Source organism: Nocardioides marmoraquaticus, assembly GCF_054777915.1.
Window position 1 is genome coordinate 17,595 of record NZ_BAAHAA010000002.1, and the last position, 22,185, is coordinate 39,779.

Sequence of the window (22,185 nt, forward strand, 5' to 3'; positions counted from 1 at the left end):
CAGCGAGCCCCCCGCTCCCTGAGGTGCGAGCGCAGCGAGCCTCGGAGGGGCGGCGCCGGGCGCGCCGGCTCCCCGCCTCCTCAGGCGCGAGCGCAGCCAGCCTCGGAGGGGCGGCGCCGGGCGCGCCGGCTCCCCGCCTCCTCAGGCGCGAGCGCAGCCAGCCTCGAAAGGGGGCGAGGTGCAGACGGGCCCACTGCCCGCTCCCTGAGGTGCGAGCGGAGCGAGCCTCGAAGGGGCGGCGCTGGGCGCGCCGGTAGCCCGGCCACCGGGTGGGTGGCCGGGTCAGCGGGCCTCAGCGGCTGAGTGGTGCTCGGCTGCGGGGGATGACGACGTAGGTGTGTCCGGTGGGGCTGGTCCAGGTGTAGCTGCCGTGGGGGTCTCGCCGGTAGGTCCAGTCGTGGTGGGTCTTGGCGTTGTGGTGGCGCCGGCACAGCGGGGCAAGGTTGGCCGGCCTGGTCTGGCCGGGTGGTCCGCCGCTGTCATCGTCGGGGCCCGGTGGGACGTAGGGGTCGATGTGGTCGAGGTCGCAGCGTCGTGAGTCTCGGCGGCAGCCGGGGAAGACGCAGTGGGCGTCGCGGAGGACGACCTGATCATGCATGAGCGGTGGCGGGTCGTGACAGTCGACGGCGGGGTCGCCGCCGAGGTCGATGGGCCGGAGTGCGATGACGGGTGCGTCGATGGCTTGTCGGGCGAGCCAGGCCCGTACGCCGTCCCCGGTGGTCGAAGAGGTTGCGTCCGTCGTCCTGGTGGTCGAGGAGTTTGCGCAGCAACCGTCTCGAGACCCCCCGGCCATCACCTCCCTGACCCGCACGCGGCCGCCGTGAGCGGCGCGGCGGCGGACCCACGCGGCGAGCTGCTGGGCGGAGACCGCGCCGCGGCTCTCCTCAACGTAGGTGCCGTGCTCAGTGTCGAGGTCAGTGGGAGTGAGGTGCACGACGAGGTCGACGTCGGCGGGTGCACCGGGGTCACGGTTGGTGGTGCGGCCCGACATCAGGTCGAGAGCGTGCTGCGGGTCGGCCAGGATCCCCACGGCGGTCGCGCGTCGGATGTCGCGGTTGCTGGTGTCGCCGAGGTCCCTGAGGTCGGCGGCGATCCGGGAGACGGTGGCGTCGAGGAGATCGGCGTCGTCGGCGTCGAGGGTCATGTTCACGTCGACCACCCCGGGGGCGCGGTGGTCGCGGCGCAGCCACACGCCGCGCCGGGTGGCGGCGGCTTCCTCGTCCGCGACGGCGCGGTCGGGGTCGGCGGTCAGCCGGGCCTCGTGGATCAGCCGGGCGGCGTCGACGGCGGCGATCTTCTGCGGGACGGCGGTGACGAGCCGGTCGGCGTGCAGCGCGGCGTCGTAGGTCAGGTCGTGGGTCTCCCGGCTGATCTGACGTGCCAGCCACACCGGCACCCGTCCCTCCTGGGTCAGCGCCCACAGCCGGGGGAGCCGGAAGGCGAGCTCGAGGGCGTCGCCGAGGAGCTGGCGGGCGTGGTCCTGGGACCGGTCGAGCGCCGCACCGAGCTCGAGCGGCGCGAGCGGGTGCACCAGCGGCGCACCCGGGCCGGCGATCGGGACAAGCGCCCTGGACTCGTCGGTGGCGAGCAGGCCCGGCTCGCCCCAGCCCGCGTAGTCAGCCACGACGCCGTCGGCATCGACCTCGGCCGGGTGGGCCAGCGCCCACTGCACCGCCATCCAGATCTGCTTCGCGCAGGCGGCGTGCTCCTCGGTGCGGGCGGTCTGGAGCTCGTCGATGATCGCTGCCCGCACGTCGACGTGTGCCGTGTCGGCGGTGTCGAGAGGCGCGGTCTTCATGACTGGAGTCTACCGCTTGGCACTGACAATCGAACAGGTGATCGACACCATGTGGACGGGCAGCGGCCCAGGGTGGTAGGCGCCTTGGTGGGTCTCGAGGCTCGTCGCTTGCGCTCCTCGCTCCTCGACCACCCAGGTCGGCGCTCTTCGCACCTCGACCACCCCAGAGCTGACGGCGCCCTCGCACCTCGACCACCCAGGGCGGCCGGCGCAGCTCGCGCACGGGATCCCGCAGAGGGCAGGGGTGGTCGAGGTGCCCGAGCCCCCGGGCGAGGGCCTCGAGACCCGCACCCGAGGACGTCGCGCTGCGCCGACTCGCGCGACCCGGTGATGCCCACCGCACCTGCCCGCTCCGGCTGGTGCGGGCAGACTAGGCCTCGGGGGCGCGGGCCTCCAGCACCCGGAACCCCTTGGCGCTGGCGAGCTTCTCCGTCGGCCAGCCCTGCTCGGCCAGCCACCGCGCGAGCGGGTCGGAGCCGAGGTTCTTGCCGACCACGAGCAGCGCCCGGCCGCCGGGCCGCAGCCGCGGGAGCCACTGCAGCAGCAGGGCGTGCAGCGCCTCCTTGCCGATGCGGATCGGGGGGTTCGACCAGATCTCGTCGAAGGTGCGGTCGGGGTCGACCGTGTCGGGCGTGCCGGCCTCGACCCGGTCGGCGACGCCGAGGGTGGCGGCGTTCTCGCGGGTGAGCAGCAGCGCGCGCTCGTTGACGTCGACCGCGGTGACCCGCACCTCCGGGACGGCGACCGCGACGGCGAGGCCGATGACGCCGTAGCCGCAGCCGAGGTCGAGCACCTCGCGCGCCTCGGTCGGCGGGCCGACCTCGCGCAGCAGCACGCCCGTGCCAGTGTCGAGCCGACCCTGGGCGAAGACGCCGGAGCCGGTGGTCAGCTCGAGCCAGTGGCCCCACACGTCGGCGCGGAGCGGCAGCCTCCGGAACGGCGCCGACGGGTCGGCGCTGTAGTAGTGCTCGGCCACCAACCTGCTCCTCCCGCGGGGACGTCGGACCGGTTCGCGTCCACAGGCCCGTCGGCGGCTCACCTTTCCACACCTCGGCCCGGCCACCTCACGGGTGTCCGTGCGGCGGCGTGCACTACCGCCATGCCCGACACCACCGACGCCCCTCCCGCCGACGACCCGCAGACCGCCCCGCTCAACGAGGTGCGGCTGCGTGGCCGCGTCTCGGTCGAGCCCGAGAGCCGCGAGCTGCCGAGCGGCGACCGCCTCGTCACCCTCCGCCTCGTCGTCGACCGTCCCCGCCGCCCCGACGACACCGGCCGGCGGGTCGACGTGATCGACGTGGCGTGCTGGACCCGCCGCACCCAGCGCACCGCGGGCCGGCTCCGACCCGGTGACGTCGTCGAGGTGGAGGGGGCGCTGCGGCGTCGCTTCTTCGCCGCGGGCGGGGCCCGGACCAGTCGCTACGAGGTCGAGGCGTCGGGCCTGACGCGCACGGCCCGGGTCTCACGGGCGCGGGCCGCCAGCTCCTCGGCGGCGGGGTAGGCGACGTGCTCGAGCACCAGGCCGTGGGGCGCGACAACGGTGACGGCGGGGTCGCGCACGGCAGCCCGCAGCACCTCCCCCGCCCACGCCACGGGCCGCCGGCCCTCCCCGACGGTGAGCAGGCAGCCGACCAGCGAGCGCACCATGCTGTGGCAGAAGGCGTCGGCCCGCACGGTGGCCTCCAGCAGGCCGTCGGCGCGGCGCGACCAGCCGAGCTCGAGCAGGCAGCGCACCGTGGTCGCGCCCTCGCGCCGCTTGCAGAACGCCGCGAAGTCGTGCTCGCCCAGGAGCAGCGTCGACGCCTCCCGTAGCGCGTCGAGGTCGAGCGGTCGCGGCCAGACCAGCACGTGCTGCCGCGCCAACGGGTCGACGGCCTCGGGGCGGTCGGCGACCCGGTAGGCGTAGCGTCGCCAGAGCGCGGAGAACCTCGCGTCGAACCCCTCCGGCGCCACCTGCACCCGGTGCACCCGCACGTCGGGATCGAGCACTCCGTCGAGCCGCCGCCGCAGGGCCTCGACACCCTGCTCGCGCCGGGTGGCGGCCGCCTCGAGACGGTCGTCGTCGAGGTCGACGTGGCAGACCTGCCCGCGGGCGTGCACGCCGGTGTCGGTGCGGCCGGCGACCGTCAGCTCGGTGCCCGAGGTCCGCAGCACGGTGTCGAGCGCCCGCTCGAGCTCGCCCTGCACCGTGCGCAGGCCGGGCTGGCGGGCCCAGCCGTGGAAGTCGGAGCCGTCGTAGGCGAGGTCGAGGCGCAGCCGCACCGCGCCAACCTATCGCCGGCGGAGGACCCGAGAACGGCTGGGGAGCAGGGCACCGCGCGGGCTACCGTCCGGCCGTGGAGCCGACCCGCCCCCTCCGCGAGCGGCTGGCCGAAGCCGACCCATCGGCCATGCGCGCCCGCGACCGGCTGCGCGTGCTGCGGGCGACCCTCGGCGTGATCGACGGTGCCGAGGCGGTGCTCCCGACCGCGCGCGGCGGCTGCGGGCCGGGGCCGCGGTGCTGCGGACCTTCCTCGAGGGGTGAGCGCGCCTGATGATGGGCGCATGACCTCTCCGTTGATCGTGGTCTGCGCGCCCGACCACGCCGACGACCTGGCGGTGCCGCTGGCCCGCTACGCCCACGAGTACGACGTCCGGTGGACGCGCAGCAGCGACGAGACGCTCGCGCTGCTGCGCGGGCTCGACGACCCCGAGCAGGTGGCGCTGCTGGTCAGCGAGCCCGACCTGCCCGACGCCCACGTGCTCCGCGCCTTCCACGACTGGCGCGCCACGTCCCGCACCGCCCGTCGCGTCGTGACCTCCCACGTCTCGGTCTTCCGCCACCGCGCGGAGCTGCTGCGGAGCGGCCTGGCTGCGGGCAAGCTCGACGCCCACGTGCTGATGCCGCGCGGCGTCCGCGATGAGGAGTTCCACGCCGTGCTGACCGAGATGCTCTCGGAGTGGGGCTCGCACCGACTGCCCACCGAGGTGGCCCCGATCCAGGTCGTCTCGGCCGGCCTCGACGCGCTCACCGTCGCGATCCGCGACTTCTGCCACCAGATGGGCATGCCGGCGGCGGTGGTCACGCCGGACAGCGAGGCGGGCCGGGCGCTGGTCGAGGCCCACCGCGCGACCGGCGCCGCGCCGGCGCTACCGCTGGTGCAGGCGCTGCAGCGCGAACCGGTGGCCGTCACCTCCGTGCAGGACGTCGCGGCGTCGGTCTACGGCGCGCCGGACCAGCTCGACGTCGACGCCGTCATCGACCTCGTGGTGGTCGGCTCCGGGCCTGCAGGCCTGGCTGCGGCGGTCTACGGCTCGTCGGAGGGCCTCTCGACGGTGGTGCTCGAGTCGGGAGCAGTGGGCGGCCAGGCCGGCACGAGCTCGATGATCCGCAACTACCTGGGCTTCCCCCGGGGCGTGTCCGGCATGCGGCTGGCCCAGCGCGCCCGCGGCCAGGCGATGCGCTTCGGCACCCGCTTCTTCACCGGCTGGTCCGTCGAGGCACTCGGCTGCGACGACACCGGCACCCACGAGGTCCGCACGCCGGGCGGCAGCGTCCGCGCCCGTGCGGTCGTGGTCGCCACCGGGGTCGCCTACCGCCGACTGGGGGTGCCGGGCGTCGAGGACCTCGTCGGCCTCGGGGTGCACTACGGCGCGGCCGTGACGGCGGCGCACGAGTGCGCCGGGCAGGACGTCTTCGTGGTCGGGGGCGGCAACTCGGCCGGCCAGGCGGCCCTGCACCTGGCGCGGTTCGCGCGCTCGGTCACGGTGCTGGTGCGCAGGCGCGGGCTCGAGGAGACGATGTCCGACTACCTCGTGCGCGAGCTGACCTGGACCCCGGCGTGCGCGTGCAGCCGTGCTCGCAGGTCGTCGACGGCGGTGGCGACGAGCGACTGCGCTGGGTCGACGTGCGCGACCTCGAGACCGGCGAGGTGCGGCGTCACGACGCCGCCGGGTTGTTCCTGCTGCTGGGGGCCGAGCCGCACTGCGAGTGGCTGCCCGACGACGTGTGCCTCGACGAGCACGGGTTCGTGCTCACCGGCCGCGACGTGCCGGCGTCGTACTGGTCGGGCGGGCTGCCGCCGGCCGCCCTGGCCACCTCGGTGCCGGGGGTCTTCGCGGCGGGCGACGTGCGCGCGGGGTCGATGAAGCGGGTCGCCGCCGCCTCGGGCGAGGGCGCGAGCGTGGTGCCGCTGGTGCACGCCCACGTGGCTGGTCTGACGGCGACCTGACGACTCCCGCGCCTCGCGGCAGGTCGAGAGACCGCTTGAGGACGCCACGAGGCCCGCCACCACGGTGTGGTGACGGGCCTCGTCGGGACGCGCTGGAGCCTCAGGCCTTGGTGTCGTCCTCGGCCTCGGCCTTCTCGGCGGCCTCGTCGGCCTTCTCCGCGGCCTCCTCCGCCTTGGCGGCGGCCTCGCGGGCCTCCTCCGCAGCCTCCTCGGCCTCAACGGCAGCCTGCTCCGCCTCGACCTCGGCCGGGGTCTCGGCCGCCGTGTCGGCAGCCGTCTCCTCGGTCGCAATCTCCTCGGTCACGCTCTCCTCGGCGGCGGGCGCCGGGGCAGCGGCCGCGGCGGGCTTGGTCGCCCGGGCGGTCGGCGCGTAGTCCTCGGTCACGAGCTCGATGACCGCCATGGGGGCGTTGTCGCCCTTGCGCGGACCGACCTTGGTGATGCGGGTGTAGCCACCCGGCCGCTCGGCGAAGCGGGGCGCGATCTCCTCGAACAGCGCGTGCACCACCGACTTGTCGCGGATGGTCTTGAGGACCTCACGACGCTGGTGCAGGCTCTCGACGGTGCCGAGTTCGGCCTTCTTGGCCTTGGTGATCAGCTTCTCCGCGACCGGGCGCAGCACGCGCGCCTTGGCCTCGGTGGTGGTGATCCGACCGTGCTCGAACAGCTGGGTCGCGAGGCCGGCCACCATCAGGCGCTGGTGGGCGGGACCGGCGCCCAGACGGGCACCCTTCTTGGGCGTGGGCATGGCTTCTCTCGATTCTCCCCGGCCGTGTCAGGTACCGGAGTAGACGGGGTGGTCGGTGCGACCGGTGATCAGTACTGCTCGTCCTCGACGTAGCTGTCGTCGTCGTCGTACGCCGCCAGGGCGGTCGCCGGGTCGAAGCCGGGCGCGCTGTCCTTGAGCGACAGGCCCATCTCGACCAGCTTGGCCTTGACCTCGTCGATCGACTTGGCGCCGAAGTTGCGGATGTCGAGGAGGTCCTGCTCCGAGCGCGAGATGAGCTCGCCCACGGTGTGGATGCCCTCGCGCTTGAGGCAGTTGTAGGAGCGGACGGTGAGGTTGAGGTCCTCGACCGGCAGCGCCAGGTCCTGAGCGAGCTGCTCGTCGACGGGCGACGGGCCGATGTCGATGCCCTCGGCCTCGGTGTTGAGCTCGCGGGCCAGGCCGAAGAGCTCCACCAGGGTCTTGCCGGCCGAGGCGATCGCGTCGCGCGGGGTGATCGACGGCTTGGTCTCGACGTCGATGACCAGCTTGTCGAAGTCGGTGCGCTGCTCGACTCGCGTGGCCTCGACCTTGTAGGTCACCTTCAGCACGGGGCTGTAGATCGAGTCGACCGGGAGGCGGCCGATCTCGTTGTCGTTGCCCTTGTTCTGCTGGGCGGAGACGTAGCCGCGGCCGCGCTCGACGATGAGCTCCATCTCGATGGAGCCCTTGTCGTTGAGGGTGGCGATGCGCAGGTCGGGGTTGTGCACCTCGACGCCGGCGGGGCACTCGATGTCGGCGGCGGTGACCTCACCGGCGCCCGACTTGCGGAGCACCATGGCGACGGGCTCGTCGTGCTCGCTCGAGACGACGAGGGCCTTGAGGTTGAGGATGATCTCGGTGGCGTCCTGCTTGACGCCCTCGATCGTGGAGAACTCGTGCAGCGCACCGTCGATCTTGATGCTGGTCACGGAGGCACCGGGGATCGAGGACAGCAGGGTGCGGCGCAGGGAGTTGCCGAGGGTGTAGCCGAAGCCGGGCTCGAGGGGCTCGATGACGAACCGCGAGCGGAACTCGCCGGCCGACTCCTCGGACAGGGTGGGGCGCTGGGCGATGAGCACTGTGTGTTTCCTTTCCGAGCCCGACCGCTATATGAGGGGCTCGAACCGCTGAGGAGCAGGCTCCTCGGAGTGGGGGTGGAGGGCGACGGCCGGGGGCCCGAGGGCCCCCGCCACGTCACTTCTTGGAGTAGTACTCGACGATGAGCTGCTCCTGGACCGGGAGCTCGATCTGCGCGCGGACGGGCAGCGAGTGGACCAGGATGCGCATGCGGGAGGGGATCGCCTCGAGCCAGGCCGGGACGATGCGCTCGCCGTGGGTCTCGCGAGCCACGATGAACGGGGTCATCTCGAGGCTCTTCTCACGCACGTCGATGATGTCGTGCGCGTCGACCTGGTACGACGGGATGTCGACCTTGAGGCCGTTGACCCGGAAGTGGCCGTGCACGACCAGCTGGCGGGCGTGGCGGCGGGTGCGGGCGAAGCCGGCGCGGTAGACGACGTTGTCCAGGCGGCACTCGAGCAGCTGGAGCAGGTTGTCGCCGGTCTTGCCGGAGCGGCGGGCAGCCTCCACGTAGTAGTTGTGGAACTGCTTCTCCATCACGCCGTAGGTGAAGCGGGCCTTCTGCTTCTCCTGCAGCTGGTTGCGGTACTCGGACTCCTTGATCCGGGTCCGGCCGTGCTGGCCGGGGGCGTACGGGCGCTTCTCGAACGCCTTGTCCTCACCGACGAGGTCGACACCGAGACGGCGCGACTTCTTCGACATGGGGCCGGTGTAACGGGCCATGGTGCAAGTCTCCTGTTCTGGTGGTCGCTGGTCAGACGCGCCGGCGCTTGGGCGGGCGGCAGCCGTTGTGCGGGGTCGGGGTGACGTCCTGGATGGTGCCGACCTCGAGGCCGATGGCACCCAGCGAACGGATCGCCGTCTCGCGGCCCGAGCCCGGGCCCTTGACGAAGACGTCGATCTTCTTCATCCCGTGGTCCATCGCACGGCGGCCCGCGGCCTCGGCGGCCATCTGGGCGGCGAACGGGGTGGACTTGCGCGAGCCCTTGAAGCCGACGGTGCCGGCAGAGGCCCACGAGATCACCGCACCGGTCGGGTCGGTGATCGTGACGATGGTGTTGTTGAACGTGCTCTTGATGTGGGCCTCGCCCTGGGCGACGTTCTTCTTCTCCTTGCGGCGCACCTTCTTGGCGCCGGCCGCGCTGCGGCTCTTGGGAGGCATGCGGTTGCTCCTTGACTAGCTGGTCAGCTACGAGTGGGGGGCCTGGTAGCCCGGTGGACTACTTGGCCTTCTTCTTGCCGGCGACGGTGCGCTTGGGACCCTTGCGCGTGCGCGCGTTGGTCTTGGTGCGCTGACCGCGCACGGGCAGGCCCATGCGGTGACGGCGGCCCTGGTAGCTGCCGATCTCGATCTTGCGGCGGATGTCGGCCTGGACCTCGCGACGGAGGTCACCCTCGATCTTGAAGTTGGCCTCGATCTCGTCGCGGAGCTTGACGAGCTCGTCGTCGCCCAGGGTGTGCACTCGCGCGTTCGGGTCGACCCCGGTCGCGGCGAGAACCTGCTGGGCGCGGGTACGGCCGATGCCGTAGATGTAGGTGAGAGCGACCTCGACGCGCTTGTCGCGCGGCAGGTCGACTCCAACGAGGCGTGCCATGGTTCTGGCGGTTCCTTCCGGTTCACGGCGGTGTCGTCGTGTCGCGTCCCAGGTCGAGGACCCGGGCTCCGGCCATCCGTTCCGGAGGTGGCTTCACCAGCCCTGGGGCCGGCTAGCGATCACGTGGTTGTCGTGTTCAGTTGTCGAGCTCGGTGGTCGAGCTCGTCGAGACCCTCAGCCCTGGCGCTGCTTGTGGCGGGGGTTCTCGCAGATCACCATGACGCGGCCGTGGCGACGGATCACCTTGCACTTGTCACAGATCGGCTTGACGCTCGGGTTGACCTTCATGTCAGCCCTTCCTGGTTGCGGCGGTTACTTGTAGCGGTAGACGATCCGACCCCGGCTGAGGTCGTACGGCGAGAGCTCCACCACCACGCGGTCCTCGGGGAGGATCCGGATGTAGTGCTGGCGCATCTTGCCGCTGATGTGGGCGAGCACCTTGTGTCCGTTGGAGAGCTCCACACGGAACATCGCGTTGGGGAGGGCCTCCACGACGGAGCCCTCCATCTCGATCACGCCTTCCTTCTTCGGCATGTCCTCCGCAATCTCTGCTCGCTGGTGTCATCGTCTGCCGTCGGCCCGGGAACCGCCCAGGTCGACCGGCTGCACCGGCGTCCTGGTGGACCTCGTGAGGCCACCTGCCCGGCACCCAAGATCCCCGGGACACGGCCCCGCCGTACGACGCCCAGGGCGTCGGGGAGAGGGTGGTCCGGGCAGCCGCGAGGCACCACGAGACAGGCCCACGTTGGGCCAAGAGTCGAGTGTAGGCGAACGGCGTGCGCAAACCCTAATCCGCGCGGGTGCACGGCCGGACCAGACCAGGGGGCCTCCGGGCCGGACGGATGGGGGCCAGCCGGGCGATCTCCGACGAGGATGGACGAACCGCACTCATCTGTCCCTGGAGGCTCTGTGTCGACGTTCCCTCGCATCGGTGAGGACTTCGGACGGTTCCGGATCACCGCCCTGCTCGGCCAGGGGGGCATGGGCGTCGTCTTCCGGGCGACCCAGCTCGGGGTCGGTCGCGACGTCGCCCTCAAGGTGGTCCCCCTCCAGCACAGCGACGACACCGGTTTCCGCCAGCGGTTCACGCGGGAGGCTGAGGTCCTCGCCTCGCTCGACAGCCCCCACATCACGCAGATCGTCGACGCGGGCGAGGTCGACGGGTGCCTCTTCCTCGCGACCCAGCTCGTGCCCGGCGGCGACCTCGGGGCGGTGCTCCGCGAGCAGGGTCCCCTCGCACCCCAGCGGGCCCTGCTGGTCGCGGCCCAGGTGGCCCGTGCGCTCGAGGACGCCCACGGCGCGGGGGTGCTGCACCGCGACGTCAAGCCCAGCAACGTCCTGGTCCGCGACCTCGGGGGTCGCGCGCACGTCTACCTGTGCGACTTCGGGGTGGCGCGGCCGCGCGACTCCGAGCTGACCACGACCGGCGTCGTCTTCGGGACCTACGGCTACCTCGCTCCGGAGTGCTGCCTCGGCGAGGGTGCGTCCGCAGCGAGCGACGTCTACTCCGTCGGCTGCTTGCTCTGGGCTATGTTGGCGGGTGAGGCCCCCTACACCGGGAGCAACTTCCACGTCGCCCGGCAGCACGTCGACGCTCCCCTGCCGACCTGGTCCGACCAGCCGGGCGCCGGCCCCGAGGGACCCGCCGTCGACCGCCTCCTGGGGCGCACGATGGCCAAGTCACCGGCCGACCGGTTCGGCTCCGCGGCGCTGCTGGCGCGTGCCCTCGAGACGGCGGCGGCCGACCTCGCGCCGCGGCCGCCGACCGATCCCGCGCCCACCCGACGCAGGGCGGGCAGCCAGGAGACCCTGGCGGTCACGCGGGTCGACCGGCCGACCCCCGCTCCGGAGCGGACGCTCCCCACGGCGCGCGTCGTGGCCACAGCCCCTCCTGGTGGCCGGTCCCGCCTGGTCGGCGCGGCGGTGGTCGCCGCGCTGCTCGTGGTCGCGGCCGGCGCCTGGGCGCTGCTCGGGCCCGGGGGCGCCGACGAGGCGGCACGGACCCGACCGACCCCGTCACCGGGAGCCGCGGCAGCGAGCTCGTCGCCACGACCGGTCACGGAGTCCGCGACGGCACCGGACGGAGCAGGAAGCACGACTGCGTCATCCGGGACCGGGAGCGAGCAGGCCGTCACCTGCTGGGACAACTCGTCGGCTCGGCCCGGGCAGTGCCCGGTGCCGACGGGCGAGGCGGGGTTGCGGTGGGTCTTCCCCTCGGTCGCCGAGAGCCAGAACTGTCGGCCCGACGGTGTGCCCCGGGCCGACAAGACCACCGTGCTGCTGTGCGAGCTCCCGGTCGCCGGTGGTGTCGCCAACGTGACCTACAGCGAGTACACCGACTGGGCCGAGATGGCGGCCCACTACCGGGAGGTCAACGGCGGGCGCCCGCCGACGACCCGCGACGACCTCAGCGTCTACCCGGTCGTGCCATGGCGCGACAAGCCCGGCCTGTTCCGGGCCTCCGTGCACCACGCCGCCCCGTTCCGCTTCGCGGTGACCGCCTACGGTCCGACGCCCCGGATCGCCGCGGAGGCGATGGCCGAGGTCCGCACCCGCGCTCGCACGGCCTTCGGCGGGTGAAGGGGCCGGGCCGTCAGCGGGCGTAGCGCGTCACGAAGTTGCCGAGGATCGTCATCGGGTGCTCGACGGTGACGCTGCGGCTCCAGGCCTTGAGCGACTCGGCCTCGCCGGGCGGGAAGTAGCCGGCGTTCTTGTAGACCTCGATGCGGGTGCACACGCCGGTGGTGTCGAGCTCGGGGTGGAACTGGGTGGCGTAGGCGTTCTGCCCCACCCGGAACGCCTGCACCGGGCACGCCTCGGAGGTCGCCAGCACGACGGCACCGGGCGGCAGCGTGCGGACCGCCTCCTTGTGACCGCCGTACGCCGCGAAGTCGCGCGGCAGCCCGGCGAGCAGCGGGTCGGCGAGCCCCTCCTCGGTCAGCGTCACCGACATCGGGCCGACCGGCTCGGGGTGCTCGCGGTCGAGCGTGCCGCCCTGGTGCCGCCCGAGCATGCCCACGCCGTAGCAGCAGCCGAGGAACGGGAAGTCACGTGCGACCACCTCGTCGAGCAGCGTCGAGAGCTGGCCCTCTGCGCGCCGCTGCTCGGGTGACTTGGCGTCGTCGGGGTCACCGGCGTTCCAGGGGCCGCCGCCGAGCACGACGCCCGACCAGCCGTCGAGCTCGACCTCGGGGAGGTCGTCGGCGTGGACGTTGACGGGCCGCAGGTCGCGCTCGCCCAGACCGGTGAACCGGAAGAACGTGTCGAGCTCGTCGTCCGCCGCCTCGCGCTCCGCCCGGATCGAGACCAGCAGGAAGGGGCGCACGTGCTCAGTCGCCCCCGTAGGGCACGCCGAGCGCCTCGAGCCGCGACCGTCCGCCGTCGAGCGCGGTCAGGACCCAGGTGCCGTCGGGGGTGACGGTCATCGTGTGCTCGTAGTGCGCGGCGTGGCTGCCGTCGGCGCTGAGCACGGTCCACTCGTCGTCGTCGAGCACGGGCCGCGGGCTGCCGAGGGTGACCATCGGCTCGATCGCGAGGGCCAGCCCGCGCTCGATCCGCGGGCCGCGACCCGCACGACCGGCGTTGGGGACGTCGGGCGGCTGGTGCATCTCGGTGCCGATCCCGTGCCCGGTGAAGTCCTGCAGGATCCCCCAGCTGCCACCGGACGGATGCGGTTGCGAGCGCACGTGCTGCTCGACGGCGTGGGAGATGTCGCCGACCCGGCCGCCCAGGCGGGCGGCGGCGATGCCGGCCCACAGCGACTCCTCGGTGACCCGCATCAGCTCGCGCACCTCCGGGGCGACCTCCCCCACCGCGATGGTGGTGGCCGCGTCGCCGTGCCAGCCGTCGACGATCGCGCCGCAGTCGATGGACACCACGTCGCCGTCGACGAGAGCGCGGTCACCGGGGATGCCGTGCACGACGGCGTCGTTGACCGACGCGCAGATCGAGGCCGGGAACGGCGGCTCGCCGTAGCCGAGGAACGACGGCGTGCCGCCGTGGTCGCGGATGTGCTGCTCGGCCAGGGTGTCCAGCTGGCGCAGCGTCACGCCGGCACGCACCGCGTCGCGCACGACCTCGAGGGTCCGCCCCACGAGCAGACCGGCACGCCGCATCAGCGCGATCTGCTCGGGGGTCTTGACCTGGATCCCCCGGTCACGCCAGCCCACGGGTGCGCTCAGCTCTGGGAGATGCCCTCGAGGGCGGCGAAGATGCGCGCGGTGACGTCGTCGACCTCGCCCATGCCGTCGACCTCGAGCAGCACCCCGCGCTCGCGGTAGACGTCGATGAGCGGCGCGGTCTGCTCGGCGTAGACCTCCTGGCGCCGCCGGATGACGTCCTCGGTGTCGTCGGAGCGCCCGTCGCTCTGCGCGCGGGCGAGCAGCCGGATCACCAGCTCCTCGTCGTCGACGGTGAGCACCACGGCGGCGTCGAGCGTGTGCCCGGTGTGCTGGATCATCCCGTCGAGCTCCTGGACCTGGGCGAGCGTGCGCGGGTAGCCGTCGAGCAGGAAGCCGGGCTCCGCGTCGGGCTCGTCGATGCGGTCGCGCACCATGAGGTTCGTGACCTCGTCGGGCACGTACTCGCCGGCGTCCATGTACTCCTGCGCCTTCTTGCCGAGCTCGGTGCCCTGGCCGACGTTGGCGCGGAAGATGTCGCCGGTGGAGATGGCCGGGATGCCGAAGCGCGCGGCCACCCGCTGGGCCTGGGTGCCCTTCCCGGCACCCGGCGGGCCCATGAAGATCAGTCGCATTACCGCAGGAATCCTTCGTAGTTGCGCTGCTGGAGCTGGCTCTCGATCTGCTTCACGGTGTCGAGCGCGACACCGACCATGATGAGCAGCGAGGTGCCACCGAACGGGAAGTTCTGGTTGGCGTTGACCAGGATGAGCGCGACCAGCGGGATGAGCGAGATCAGGCCCAGGTAGAGGGCGCCCGGGAAGGTGATCCGGGACAGCACGTAGGAGAGGTAGTCCTCCGTGGGCTTCCCCGCCCGGATCCCGGGGATGAAGCCGCCGTACTTCTTCATGTTGTCGGCGACCTCTTGGGGGTTGAAGTTGATCGCGACGTAGAAGTACGTGAAGAAGATGATCAGCAGGAAGTAGGCGATCATGTAGAGCGGGTGGTCGCCGCGCACGAAGTACGTCGCGATCCATCGCACCCACGCCGACTGGTTCTCGGCGTTCTCGTTGAACTGCACCGCCATCGTCGGCAGGTAGAGCAGCGACGAGGCGAAGATGACCGGGATGATGCCGGCCTGGTTGACTTTGAGCGGCACGTAGGTCGAGGAGCCGCCGAACATCTTGCGACCGACCATGCGGCGGGCGTACTGCACCGGGATCCGGCGCTGTGCCTGCTCGATGAAGACGACCGCCGCCATGACGACGAGGCCGATGAGGATCACGGTGCCGAAGACGTAGGGACCGCGCGCCGTCTGGATCGCCCACAGCGACGAGGGGAAGGTCGCGATGACCTGGGTGAGGATCAGGATCGACATGCCGTTGCCGATCCCCTTCTCGGTGATCAGCTCGCCGAACCACATGATGATCGCCGTGCCGGCGGTCATCGTGACGACCATGATCACGGCCGTCCAGATGCTGTCGTTGACCACGAGCTGCTCGGGGCAGTTGGGGAGCAGGTTGCCGGCCCGGGCCAGTGCCACGATGCCGGTCGCCTGCAGCACGGCGAGGGCCAGCGTCAGGTAGCGGGTGTACTGCGTGATCTTCGCCTGGCCGGCCTGGCCCTCCTTCTTCAGCGCCTCGAGCCGCGGGATGACCACGACGAGCAGCTGCAGGATGATGCTGGCGGTGATGTAGGGCATGACGCCGAGCGCGAAGATGGTCAGCTGGAGCAGCGCGCCGCCGGAGAACAGGTTGATCAACCCGTAGACGCTGCCGTCCTGGATCGAGTTGAAGCAGGCCTGCACGTTGCCGACGTCGACGCCGGGCGCCGGGACCTGCGAGCCCAGCCGGAAGACGGCCACGACGAACAGCACGAACAGCAGCTTCTTGCGCAGGTCCGGCGTGCGGAACGCGTTGACGAATGCGCCTAGCAACGTGGCCCTCTCAAGTCAGGACAGGCCCCGAGACGGGGACCAGGTCGAAGATCCGTGGAAGCCTAACAGGGCAGGTGACCCGGGCTCGGGTGAGCCTGCTGGGTCGACCTGCCCTGTTGAGCGGTGGTGCTGGGGCTGCTCAGGCCTCGGTGGCCGAGCCGCCGGCGGCCGCGATCTTGTCCTTCGCCGAGGCGGAGAACTTCTCGGCGGTCACCTGGACCGCCACCGAGATCTCGCCCTCGCCGAGGACCTTGACCGGCTGGCCCTTGCGGACCGCGCCACGCTCGACGAGCGCGGCCGTGGTGACCTCGCCGCCCTCGGGGAACAGCGCCGCGATGCGGTCGAGGTTGACGACCTGGTACTGCACCTTGAAGGGGTTCTTGAAGCCCTTGAGCTTCGGCAGGCGCATGTGGATCGGCATCTGGCCGCCCTCGAACGCCGCGGGGACCTGGTAGCGGGCCTTGGTGCCCTTGGTGCCGCGACCGGCGGTCTTGCCCTTCGACGCCTCACCGCGACCCACGCGGGTCTTGGCGGTCTTGGCGCCCGGAGCCGGACGCAGGTGGTGGACCTTGAGCGTCATCTCAGACCTCGCCCTCTACTTCGGTGACCGTCACGAGGTGACGGACGGTGTGGACCATGCCGCGGAACTCGGGCCGGTCCTCCTTGACGACCACGTCACCGATCCGCTTGAGACCCAGCGACCGCAGGGTCTCGCGCTGGTTCTGCTTGCAGCCGATGCTGGACTTCTTCTGCTCGACCTTGAGGTGCGCCATCAGGAGGCCACCTCCTGGCTCACGCCCTCGGGCACCTCGGCCCGGGCCTTGAGCAGCGCCGCCGGGGCGACGTCCTCCACGGGCAGGCCGCGGCGGGACGCGACGGCCTCCGGCTCCTCGAGGGAGCGCAGCGCCTCGACGGTCGCGTGGACGATGTTGATCTGGTTGGACGAGCCGAGCGACTTGCTCAGCACGTCGTGGATGCCGGCGCACTCGAGCACCGCACGCACCGGACCACCGGCGATGACACCGGTACCGGGCGAGGCGGGACGCAGCAGGACGACGCCCGCGGCCTTCTCGCCCTGCACGGGGTGCGGGATGGTGCCCTGGATGCGGGGCACGCGGAAGAAGTGCTTCTTGGCCTCCTCCACACCCTTCTGGATGGCGGCCGGCACCTCCTTCGCCTTGCCGTAGCCGACGCCGACCAGGCCGTCACCGTCGCCGACGATCACCAGGGCGGTGAAGCTGAAGCGACGACCACCCTTGACGACCTTGGCGACGCGGTTGATGGCCACGACGCGCTCGATGTACTGGCTCTTGTCGGCACCGTCGCCTCGGCGACCGTCCCGACCGCCACGGCGCTCTCCACCGGCGCGCTGACCGCGCTGGGGTCCGCTCATGAGTCTCTACCTCTTCGTTTCTGGGGTCGGTGCGATCAGAAGGTCAGGCCGCCCTGGCGGGCACCGTCGGCGACGGCCGCGACGCGACCGTGGTACTTGTTGCCGGCGCGGTCGAAGACCACGCCCTGCACGCCGGCGGAGGTGGCGCGCTCGGCCACCAGCTCGCCGACCCGACGGGCCTTGGCGGTCTTGTCGCCCTCGAGCGAGCGCAGGTCGGCTTCCATGGAGGACGCCGAGGCCAGGGTGCGCCCGACCAGGTCGTCGACGACCTGGACGGTGATGTGGCGCGAGGACCGGGTCACGACGAGACGAGGACGCTCGGCGGTGCCGCTGATCTTCTTGCGACCACGGATCTGACGACGCGAGCGCGACGCCTGACGGGCCGCGGTGTGCTTGCCTGCACGCAGCGAGATGGCCATGACTTACTTTCCTGCCTTTCCGACCTTGCGGCGGATCTGCTCGCCGGCGTACCGCACGCCCTTGCCCTTGTAGGGCTCGGGCTTGCGCAGCTTGCGGATGTTGGCGGCGACCTCGCCGACGAGCTGCTTGTCGATGCCCTGCACGCCGAAGCGCGTGGGCGCCTCGACGGCGAAGGTGATGCCGTCGGGGGCGTTGACGGTGATGGGGTGGGAGTAGCCGAGCTGGAACTCCAGCTGCGTCGGGCCCTTGGCCAGCACGCGGTAGCCGACGCCCACGATCTCGAGCTTCTTCTCGTAGCCGTCGGTCACGCCGACGACCATGTTGTTGATCAGGGAGCGGGTGAGCCCGTGCAGGGCCCGGTTCTCCCGGTGGTCGTCGGGGCGCCTGACCTCGAGCGCACCGTCGACCTGCTCGACGGTGATGGGGCTGGCGACCTCGTGGCTCAGGGTGCCCTTGGGGCCCTTGACCGTGACGGTCCCGGCCTGGAGCTGGACGTCCACGCCCGCCGGGACGGGGACGGGGAGCTTGCCGATGCGCGACATGTGCTTCTACCTCTGCTTTCCGGTCCTCGTCACCAGACGTAGGCGAGGACTTCGCCGCCGACGCCCTTGCTGTTGGCCTGACGGTCCGTCAGCAGGCCCTGGCTCGTGGAGATGATGGCCACGCCGAGGCCGCCGAGGACCTTCGGCAGGCCGGTGTGCTTGGCGTAGACACGCAGACCGGGCTTGCTGATGCGGCGCACGCCGGCCAGCGAGCGCTCCCGGTTGCGGCCGTACTTGAGGGTGATCTCGAGGGTCTTGCCCACGACGCCCTCACGGTCGGTCACCTCGAAGCCGGCGATGTAGCCCTCCTGCTGGAGGAGCTCGGCCACACCCTGCTTGAGCTTGGAGTACGGCATCGTCACGGAGTCGTGGTAGGCCTGGTTGGCGTTGCGCAGACGGGTCAGCATGTCTGCGATCGGGTCAGTCATCGTCATGGTGGTGGTGTTCCTTCTCGTCGGGGTTTCCGCCGGGCGGACCTTCGACGTCGTGGTCCTGGGAGAACAGGTGCCGGAGGGGTGCTGTTACCAGCTCGACTTGGTCACGCCGGGCAGCTCACCGCGGTGCGCCATCTCGCGCAGGCAGATCCGGCACAGGCCGAACTTGCGGTAGACGGCCTTGGGGCGGCCGCAGCGCTGGCAACGGGTGTAGCCGCGCACCGCGAACTTGGGCTTGCGGGCGGCCTTGACCTTGAGTCCGGTCTTCGCCATGTCAGTTCCCTTCCTTGAACGGGAAGCCGAGCAGCTTCAGCAGCGCGCGGCCCTCGTCGTCGTTGGTCGCCGAGGTGACCACGGTGATGTCCATGCCGCGCGAGCGGTCGATCTTGTCCTGGTCGATCTCGTGGAACATGACCTGCTCGGTGAGACCGAAGGTGTAGTTGCCGCGACCGTCGAAATGGCGGTCGGACAGGCCGCGGAAGTCGCGGATGCGGGGCAGCGCGAGCGCCAGGAGGCGGTCGAGGAACTCCCACATCCGGTCGCCGCGCAGCGTGACGTGCGCGCCGATCGGCATGCCCTCGCGCAGCTTGAACTGCGCGATGGACTTGCGGGCCTTGGTCACCTGCGGCTTCTGGCCGGTGATCGCGGTGAGGTCGCGCACGGCGCCCTCGATCAGCTTGGAGTCGCGAGCGGCCTCGCCCACGCCCATGTTGACCACGATCTTCGTCAGGCCGGGCACCTGCATCACGTTGGCGTGCTGGAACTGCTCGCGCAGCGCCGGCAGGACCTCCTCGCGGTACTTCGTCTTCATCCGCGGGGTGGTGCGGGCCGAGATCTCGGGCTCGGTGGCCGTCTCGGTGGTGGTGTCAGTCATCCTCAGACCTCGTCTCCGGACTTGCGGGAGATGCGGACGCTGCGCTGGACGGCGTACGTCGAGCCGTCGGAGCGCCGCTTCTCGGCGTCCACGCGCTTCGAGCCGAGGCGGGTGACCCCGTCACCCTCGACCAGCATCACGTTGGACACGTGGATGGGGGCCTCGGCGGTCACGATGCCGCCGGTCGACCCGCCACCCTGGTTGAGCACCTTGGTGTGCTTCTTGACGCGGTTGACGCCCTCGACCACGACGCGCTGCTCGTGGCGCAGCACCTCGATGACCTTGCCCTCGGCGCCCTTGTCCTTGCCGGCGATCACCTTGACGGTGTCGCCCTTCTTGATCTTCACGCTCATGTTCAGAGCACCTCCGGCGCCAGCGAGACGATCCTCATGAAGCGCTTCTCGCGCAGCTCGCGGCCGACGGGGCCGAAGATGCGCGTGCCGCGCGGCTCGCCGTCGTTCTTGAGGATCACCGCGGCGTTCTCGTCGAAACGGATGTAGGACCCGTCGGGACGACGGCGCTCCTTGGCGGTGCGCACGACGACCGCCTTGACGACGTCGCCCTTCTTGACGTTGCCGCCCGGGATCGCGTCCTTGACGGTGGCGACGATGGTGTCGCCGATGCCGGCGTAGCGCCGACCCGAACCGCCGAGCACGCGGATGCACAAGATCTCCTTGGCACCGGTGTTGTCGGCGACCTTGAGTCGCGACTCCTGCTGGATCATGGCTTCTTCTGTCTCCTTGTCGCCCCGGTTCTCCGCCCGGTCGGGCGGAGCCTTGGGGAACTCGTCTGGGGTCGGGCCCGGTCACCCGGGCCCGAGGTCACTTCGCCTTCTCGAGGATCTCGACCACGCGCCAGCGCTTGGTCGCGCTGAGCGGGCGGGTCTCCATGATCAGCACCCGGTCACCGGTGCCGCAGGAGTTGGCCTCGTCGTGGGCCTTCAGCTTCACCGAGCGGCGCAGGACCTTGCCGTAGAGCGCGTGCTTGACGCGGTCCTCGACCGAGACCACCACGGTCTTGTCCATCTTGTCGCTGACCACGAGGCCCTCGCGGACCTTGCGTGCCGTGCGCTCGGCGGGAGCGGCTGCGTCGTTGCTCATGCAGCACCGTCCTTCTCAGTCGCAGTCTCGGGGGTGGAACGGATGCCGAGCTCGCGCTCGCGCACCACGGTGTAGATGCGGGCGATGTCCTTCTTGACCGCGCGCAGGCGGCCGTGGCTCTCCAGCTGCCCGGTGGCGGCCTGGAACCGGAGGTTGAACAGCTCCTCCTTGGCCTCGCGCAGCTTCACCTCGAGGTCGACGGCGTTCAGCTCGTCGAGGTCGTGGGCGGTCGCCATCAGAACTCACCTGCTTCCCGGGTGATGAACCGGCACTTCATGGGCAGCTTGTGGATCGCGCGGCGCATCGCCTCGCGGGCCACGTCCTCCGGGACACCGGAGAGCTCGAACATCACGCGTCCGGGCTTGACGTTGGCGACCCACCACTCGGGCGAGCCCTTGCCGGAACCCATGCGGGTCTCGGCGGGCTTCTTGGTCAGCGGGCGGTCGGGGTAGATGTTGATCCACACCTTGCCGCCACGCTTGATGTGACGGGTCATGGCGATACGGGCCGACTCGATCTGCCGGTTGGTCACGTAGTGACCCTCGATCGCCTGGATGCCGAAGTCGCCGAAGGCGAGGCGGGTGCCGCCCTTGGCGGCGCCACCACGCTTGGGGTGGTGCTGCTTGCGGTGCTTGACCCTGCGGGGCATCAGCATGGGCTCAGCCCTCCTGAGTGGTGCTCGGGGCCGAGGCCGCGGCCTCGGCCGGCGCAGCGCCCTCGGCCGTGGGGGCCTCGGTGCGGTCGCTGCGCGACGGACGCTCCCCACGGGAGCCACGGGTGGGACGGTCGCCCCGACCACCGCGACCACGGCCGGGGGCACCGGCACGGGCGGCGGCCTGGGCCTCGCGCTCGGCACGGGTGCCGGCGACCTCGCCCTTGTAGATCCAGACCTTCACGCCGATGCGACCGAAGGTGGTCTTGGCCTCGTAGAAGCCGTAGTCGATGTCGGCGCGCAGCGTGTGCAGGGGCACGCGGCCCTCGCGGTAGAACTCCGAGCGGGACATCTCGGCGCCGTTGAGGCGGCCCGAGCACTGGATCCGGATGCCCTTGGCGCCCGAGCGCGACGCGGTCTGCATCGCCTTCTTCATCGCACGTCGGAACTGCACGCGGCCCGCGAGCTGCTCGGCCACGCCCTGCGCGACGAGCTGGGCGTCGACCTCGGGGCTCTTGACCTCGAGGATGTTGAGCTGGACCTGCTTGCCGGTGAGCTTCTCGAGCTCGCCGCGCAGACGGTCGGCCTCGGCGCCGCGGCGACCGATGACGATGCCCGGACGCGCGGTGTGGATGTCGACGCGGACCCGGTCACGGGTGCGCTCGATCTCGACCTTGGCGATGCCGGCGCGCTCCATGCCCTTGGACAGCAGGCGACGGATGGCGACGTCCTCGCCGACGTAGCTCTTGTAGAGCTTGTCGGCGTACCACCGGCTCTTGTGGTCGGTGGAGACGCCCAGACGGAACCCGTTCGGGTTGATCTTCTGACCCATCAGGCCTTCTGTCCCTTCGTGCTGGTCTCGTCACGCGGCTCGACGACAAGCGTGATGTGGCTGGTGCGCTTGTTGATCCGGGTGGCCCGGCCCTGCGCCCGCGGACGCCACCGCTTCATCGTCGGGCCCTCGTCGACCATGGCCCGGCTGACGACCAGCTGGCCGCGGTCGAGGTCCTCGGTCGTCTCGGCGTTGGCCACGGCGCTCTCGAGCACCTTGTAGACGGTCTCGCTGGCGGCCTGCGGCGCGAACTGCAGCAGCGCCAGCGCGTCGTCGACGGGCAGGCCACGGACGAGGTCGACCACGCGACGGGCCTTCAGCGGGGTGATCCGCACGAAGCGGGCACTCGCGAACGCGCCCGGACGGTCGCCGAGCAGCGAGTCGCGGCGGGCGCTGGTGCGCCTACGCTCTCCTACGCTCATGTTCTGACTTCTCTCCTCGGTGCGCGCCGC

At 71.4% G+C, this 22,185-nt stretch carries 33 protein-coding genes; 4 read left to right on the plus strand and 29 right to left on the minus strand.

Annotation, left to right across the window (positions count from 1 at the left end):
- Nucleotides 1–292: 292 nt before the first annotated feature.
- Together ACYU8I_RS01625 and ACYU8I_RS01630 are read right to left on the minus strand one after the other, a co-directional pair.
- Nucleotides 293–1,798: an HNH endonuclease signature motif containing protein gene (locus ACYU8I_RS01625; protein WP_460836642.1), complete on the minus strand. Its 1,506-nt coding sequence runs from the start codon at nt 1,796–1,798 to the stop codon at nt 293–295.
- Between the two features lie 370 nt (nt 1,799–2,168).
- Nucleotides 2,169–2,774, minus strand: coding sequence for a class I SAM-dependent methyltransferase (locus tag ACYU8I_RS01630; protein ID WP_460836645.1), 606 nt, complete (start codon nt 2,772–2,774; stop codon nt 2,169–2,171).
- Between the two features lie 123 nt (nt 2,775–2,897).
- Between ACYU8I_RS01630 and ACYU8I_RS01635 the strand changes: the two genes are divergently transcribed.
- Nucleotides 2,898–3,299: a single-stranded DNA-binding protein gene (locus ACYU8I_RS01635; RefSeq protein ID WP_460836649.1), complete on the plus strand. Its 402-nt coding sequence runs from the start codon at nt 2,898–2,900 to the stop codon at nt 3,297–3,299.
- Here ACYU8I_RS01635 and truA read toward each other — a convergent pair.
- Entirely contained in the window at nt 3,218–4,060 is an 843-nt protein-coding gene (gene truA, locus ACYU8I_RS01640) for a tRNA pseudouridine(38-40) synthase TruA (RefSeq protein WP_460836654.1), read from the minus strand. The genes ACYU8I_RS01635 and truA overlap by 82 nt on opposite strands.
- Nucleotides 4,061–4,134: 74 nt before the next feature.
- On the opposite strand from truA, the gene ACYU8I_RS01645 reads away from it, so the two are divergent.
- Both ACYU8I_RS01645 and ACYU8I_RS01650 read left to right on the plus strand, forming a co-directional pair.
- Nucleotides 4,135–4,332 (plus strand): hypothetical protein, encoded by a 198-nt coding sequence (locus tag ACYU8I_RS01645; RefSeq protein WP_460836660.1) that lies wholly within the window; start codon nt 4,135–4,137, stop codon nt 4,330–4,332.
- Nucleotides 4,333–4,342: 10 nt separating this feature from the next.
- On the plus strand, nt 4,343–5,926 hold the full coding sequence (locus tag ACYU8I_RS01650; protein ID WP_460836663.1) for an NAD(P)/FAD-dependent oxidoreductase: 1,584 nt from the start codon (nt 4,343–4,345) through the stop codon (nt 5,924–5,926).
- A gap of 183 nt (nt 5,927–6,109) precedes the next feature.
- On the opposite strand, the gene rplQ is transcribed toward ACYU8I_RS01650, so the two are convergent.
- The 7 genes from rplQ to infA form a co-directional block, all read right to left on the minus strand.
- Nucleotides 6,110–6,757: a 50S ribosomal protein L17 gene (gene rplQ, locus ACYU8I_RS01655; protein ID WP_460836666.1), complete on the minus strand. Its 648-nt coding sequence runs from the start codon at nt 6,755–6,757 to the stop codon at nt 6,110–6,112.
- A gap of 68 nt (nt 6,758–6,825) precedes the next feature.
- On the minus strand, nt 6,826–7,836 hold the full coding sequence (locus tag ACYU8I_RS01660) for a DNA-directed RNA polymerase subunit alpha (protein WP_460836669.1): 1,011 nt from the start codon (nt 7,834–7,836) through the stop codon (nt 6,826–6,828).
- A gap of 115 nt (nt 7,837–7,951) precedes the next feature.
- Nucleotides 7,952–8,560, minus strand: a complete 609-nt coding sequence (gene rpsD, locus ACYU8I_RS01665; protein ID WP_460836671.1) for a 30S ribosomal protein S4 — start codon at nt 8,558–8,560, stop codon at nt 7,952–7,954.
- Between the two features lie 31 nt (nt 8,561–8,591).
- The gene (rpsK, locus tag ACYU8I_RS01670; RefSeq protein WP_030483007.1) at nt 8,592–8,999 is read right to left on the minus strand and encodes a 30S ribosomal protein S11; all 408 of its coding nucleotides are present in this window, start codon (nt 8,997–8,999) and stop codon (nt 8,592–8,594) included.
- 58 nt (nt 9,000–9,057) lie between these two features.
- Nucleotides 9,058–9,432, minus strand: a complete 375-nt coding sequence (gene rpsM / locus ACYU8I_RS01675; RefSeq protein WP_460836675.1) for a 30S ribosomal protein S13 — start codon at nt 9,430–9,432, stop codon at nt 9,058–9,060.
- A 174-nt stretch (nt 9,433–9,606) separates the two neighbouring features.
- Complete coding sequence (rpmJ, locus tag ACYU8I_RS01680) at nt 9,607–9,720, minus strand: 50S ribosomal protein L36 (protein ID WP_004008316.1); 114 nt, start codon at nt 9,718–9,720, stop codon at nt 9,607–9,609.
- Nucleotides 9,721–9,744: 24 nt separating this feature from the next.
- Entirely contained in the window at nt 9,745–9,966 is a 222-nt protein-coding gene (gene infA, locus ACYU8I_RS01685) for a translation initiation factor IF-1 (RefSeq protein WP_030483009.1), read from the minus strand.
- Between the two features lie 375 nt (nt 9,967–10,341).
- Here infA and ACYU8I_RS01690 point away from each other — a divergent pair, with 375 nt between their 5' ends.
- Nucleotides 10,342–12,012, plus strand: a complete 1,671-nt coding sequence (locus tag ACYU8I_RS01690) for a serine/threonine-protein kinase (RefSeq protein WP_460836680.1) — start codon at nt 10,342–10,344, stop codon at nt 12,010–12,012.
- Nucleotides 12,013–12,025: 13 nt separating this feature from the next.
- On the opposite strand, the gene ACYU8I_RS01695 is transcribed toward ACYU8I_RS01690, so the two are convergent.
- The 19 genes from ACYU8I_RS01695 to rplV form a co-directional block, all read right to left on the minus strand.
- On the minus strand, nt 12,026–12,757 hold the full coding sequence (locus ACYU8I_RS01695; protein ID WP_460836684.1) for a glutamine amidotransferase: 732 nt from the start codon (nt 12,755–12,757) through the stop codon (nt 12,026–12,028).
- Nucleotides 12,758–12,761: 4 nt separating this feature from the next.
- Nucleotides 12,762–13,601 carry a type I methionyl aminopeptidase gene (map, locus tag ACYU8I_RS01700; RefSeq protein WP_460836687.1) on the minus strand — a complete coding sequence of 280 codons (840 nt, stop codon included), beginning with the start codon at nt 13,599–13,601 and terminating at the stop codon, nt 12,762–12,764.
- Nucleotides 13,602–13,609: 8 nt separating this feature from the next.
- Entirely contained in the window at nt 13,610–14,185 is a 576-nt protein-coding gene (locus tag ACYU8I_RS01705) for an adenylate kinase (protein WP_460836693.1), read from the minus strand.
- On the minus strand, nt 14,185–15,486 hold the full coding sequence (gene secY, locus ACYU8I_RS01710; RefSeq protein WP_460836698.1) for a preprotein translocase subunit SecY: 1,302 nt from the start codon (nt 15,484–15,486) through the stop codon (nt 14,185–14,187). Before secY ends, ACYU8I_RS01705 begins: the two co-directional genes overlap by 1 nt.
- Before the next feature lie 139 nt (nt 15,487–15,625).
- Nucleotides 15,626–16,066 (minus strand): 50S ribosomal protein L15, encoded by a 441-nt coding sequence (gene rplO, locus ACYU8I_RS01715; RefSeq protein ID WP_460836703.1) that lies wholly within the window; start codon nt 16,064–16,066, stop codon nt 15,626–15,628.
- Nucleotide 16,067: 1 nt separating this feature from the next.
- Complete coding sequence (rpmD, locus tag ACYU8I_RS01720; RefSeq protein ID WP_460836706.1) at nt 16,068–16,259, minus strand: 50S ribosomal protein L30; 192 nt, start codon at nt 16,257–16,259, stop codon at nt 16,068–16,070.
- Nucleotides 16,259–16,879, minus strand: a complete 621-nt coding sequence (rpsE, locus tag ACYU8I_RS01725; protein WP_460836709.1) for a 30S ribosomal protein S5 — start codon at nt 16,877–16,879, stop codon at nt 16,259–16,261. The genes rpmD and rpsE overlap by 1 nt, the downstream gene beginning before the upstream one ends.
- A gap of 35 nt (nt 16,880–16,914) precedes the next feature.
- Nucleotides 16,915–17,298, minus strand: a complete 384-nt coding sequence (gene rplR / locus ACYU8I_RS01730; protein ID WP_460836714.1) for a 50S ribosomal protein L18 — start codon at nt 17,296–17,298, stop codon at nt 16,915–16,917.
- Nucleotides 17,299–17,301: 3 nt separating this feature from the next.
- Nucleotides 17,302–17,841, minus strand: a complete 540-nt coding sequence (gene rplF, locus ACYU8I_RS01735; protein ID WP_460836719.1) for a 50S ribosomal protein L6 — start codon at nt 17,839–17,841, stop codon at nt 17,302–17,304.
- A gap of 29 nt (nt 17,842–17,870) precedes the next feature.
- A complete protein-coding gene (gene rpsH / locus ACYU8I_RS01740; protein WP_460836723.1) occupies nt 17,871–18,275 on the minus strand; it encodes a 30S ribosomal protein S8 in 405 nt (134 codons plus the stop codon).
- A gap of 87 nt (nt 18,276–18,362) precedes the next feature.
- Nucleotides 18,363–18,548 carry a type Z 30S ribosomal protein S14 gene (locus ACYU8I_RS01745; RefSeq protein WP_091729424.1) on the minus strand — a complete coding sequence of 62 codons (186 nt, stop codon included), beginning with the start codon at nt 18,546–18,548 and terminating at the stop codon, nt 18,363–18,365.
- A gap of 1 nt (nt 18,549) precedes the next feature.
- The gene (gene rplE, locus ACYU8I_RS01750; protein WP_460836727.1) at nt 18,550–19,149 is read right to left on the minus strand and encodes a 50S ribosomal protein L5; all 600 of its coding nucleotides are present in this window, start codon (nt 19,147–19,149) and stop codon (nt 18,550–18,552) included.
- A gap of 2 nt (nt 19,150–19,151) precedes the next feature.
- On the minus strand, nt 19,152–19,502 hold the full coding sequence (gene rplX / locus ACYU8I_RS01755) for a 50S ribosomal protein L24 (protein WP_460836729.1): 351 nt from the start codon (nt 19,500–19,502) through the stop codon (nt 19,152–19,154).
- Nucleotides 19,503–19,504: 2 nt separating this feature from the next.
- Nucleotides 19,505–19,873: a 50S ribosomal protein L14 gene (gene rplN, locus ACYU8I_RS01760; protein ID WP_460836734.1), complete on the minus strand. Its 369-nt coding sequence runs from the start codon at nt 19,871–19,873 to the stop codon at nt 19,505–19,507.
- Nucleotides 19,874–19,970: 97 nt separating this feature from the next.
- Nucleotides 19,971–20,249 (minus strand): 30S ribosomal protein S17, encoded by a 279-nt coding sequence (gene rpsQ, locus ACYU8I_RS01765; protein ID WP_460836737.1) that lies wholly within the window; start codon nt 20,247–20,249, stop codon nt 19,971–19,973.
- Nucleotides 20,246–20,485, minus strand: coding sequence for a 50S ribosomal protein L29 (gene rpmC / locus ACYU8I_RS01770; protein ID WP_460836742.1), 240 nt, complete (start codon nt 20,483–20,485; stop codon nt 20,246–20,248). Before rpmC ends, rpsQ begins: the two co-directional genes overlap by 4 nt.
- Complete coding sequence (rplP, locus tag ACYU8I_RS01775) at nt 20,485–20,904, minus strand: 50S ribosomal protein L16 (RefSeq protein WP_460836747.1); 420 nt, start codon at nt 20,902–20,904, stop codon at nt 20,485–20,487. Before rplP ends, rpmC begins: the two co-directional genes overlap by 1 nt.
- A 4-nt stretch (nt 20,905–20,908) precedes the next feature.
- Nucleotides 20,909–21,733 (minus strand): 30S ribosomal protein S3, encoded by an 825-nt coding sequence (gene rpsC / locus ACYU8I_RS01780; protein WP_460836750.1) that lies wholly within the window; start codon nt 21,731–21,733, stop codon nt 20,909–20,911.
- On the minus strand, nt 21,733–22,155 hold the full coding sequence (gene rplV, locus ACYU8I_RS01785; RefSeq protein WP_460836753.1) for a 50S ribosomal protein L22: 423 nt from the start codon (nt 22,153–22,155) through the stop codon (nt 21,733–21,735). The genes rpsC and rplV overlap by 1 nt, the downstream gene beginning before the upstream one ends.
- Nucleotides 22,156–22,185 lie beyond the last annotated feature (30 nt).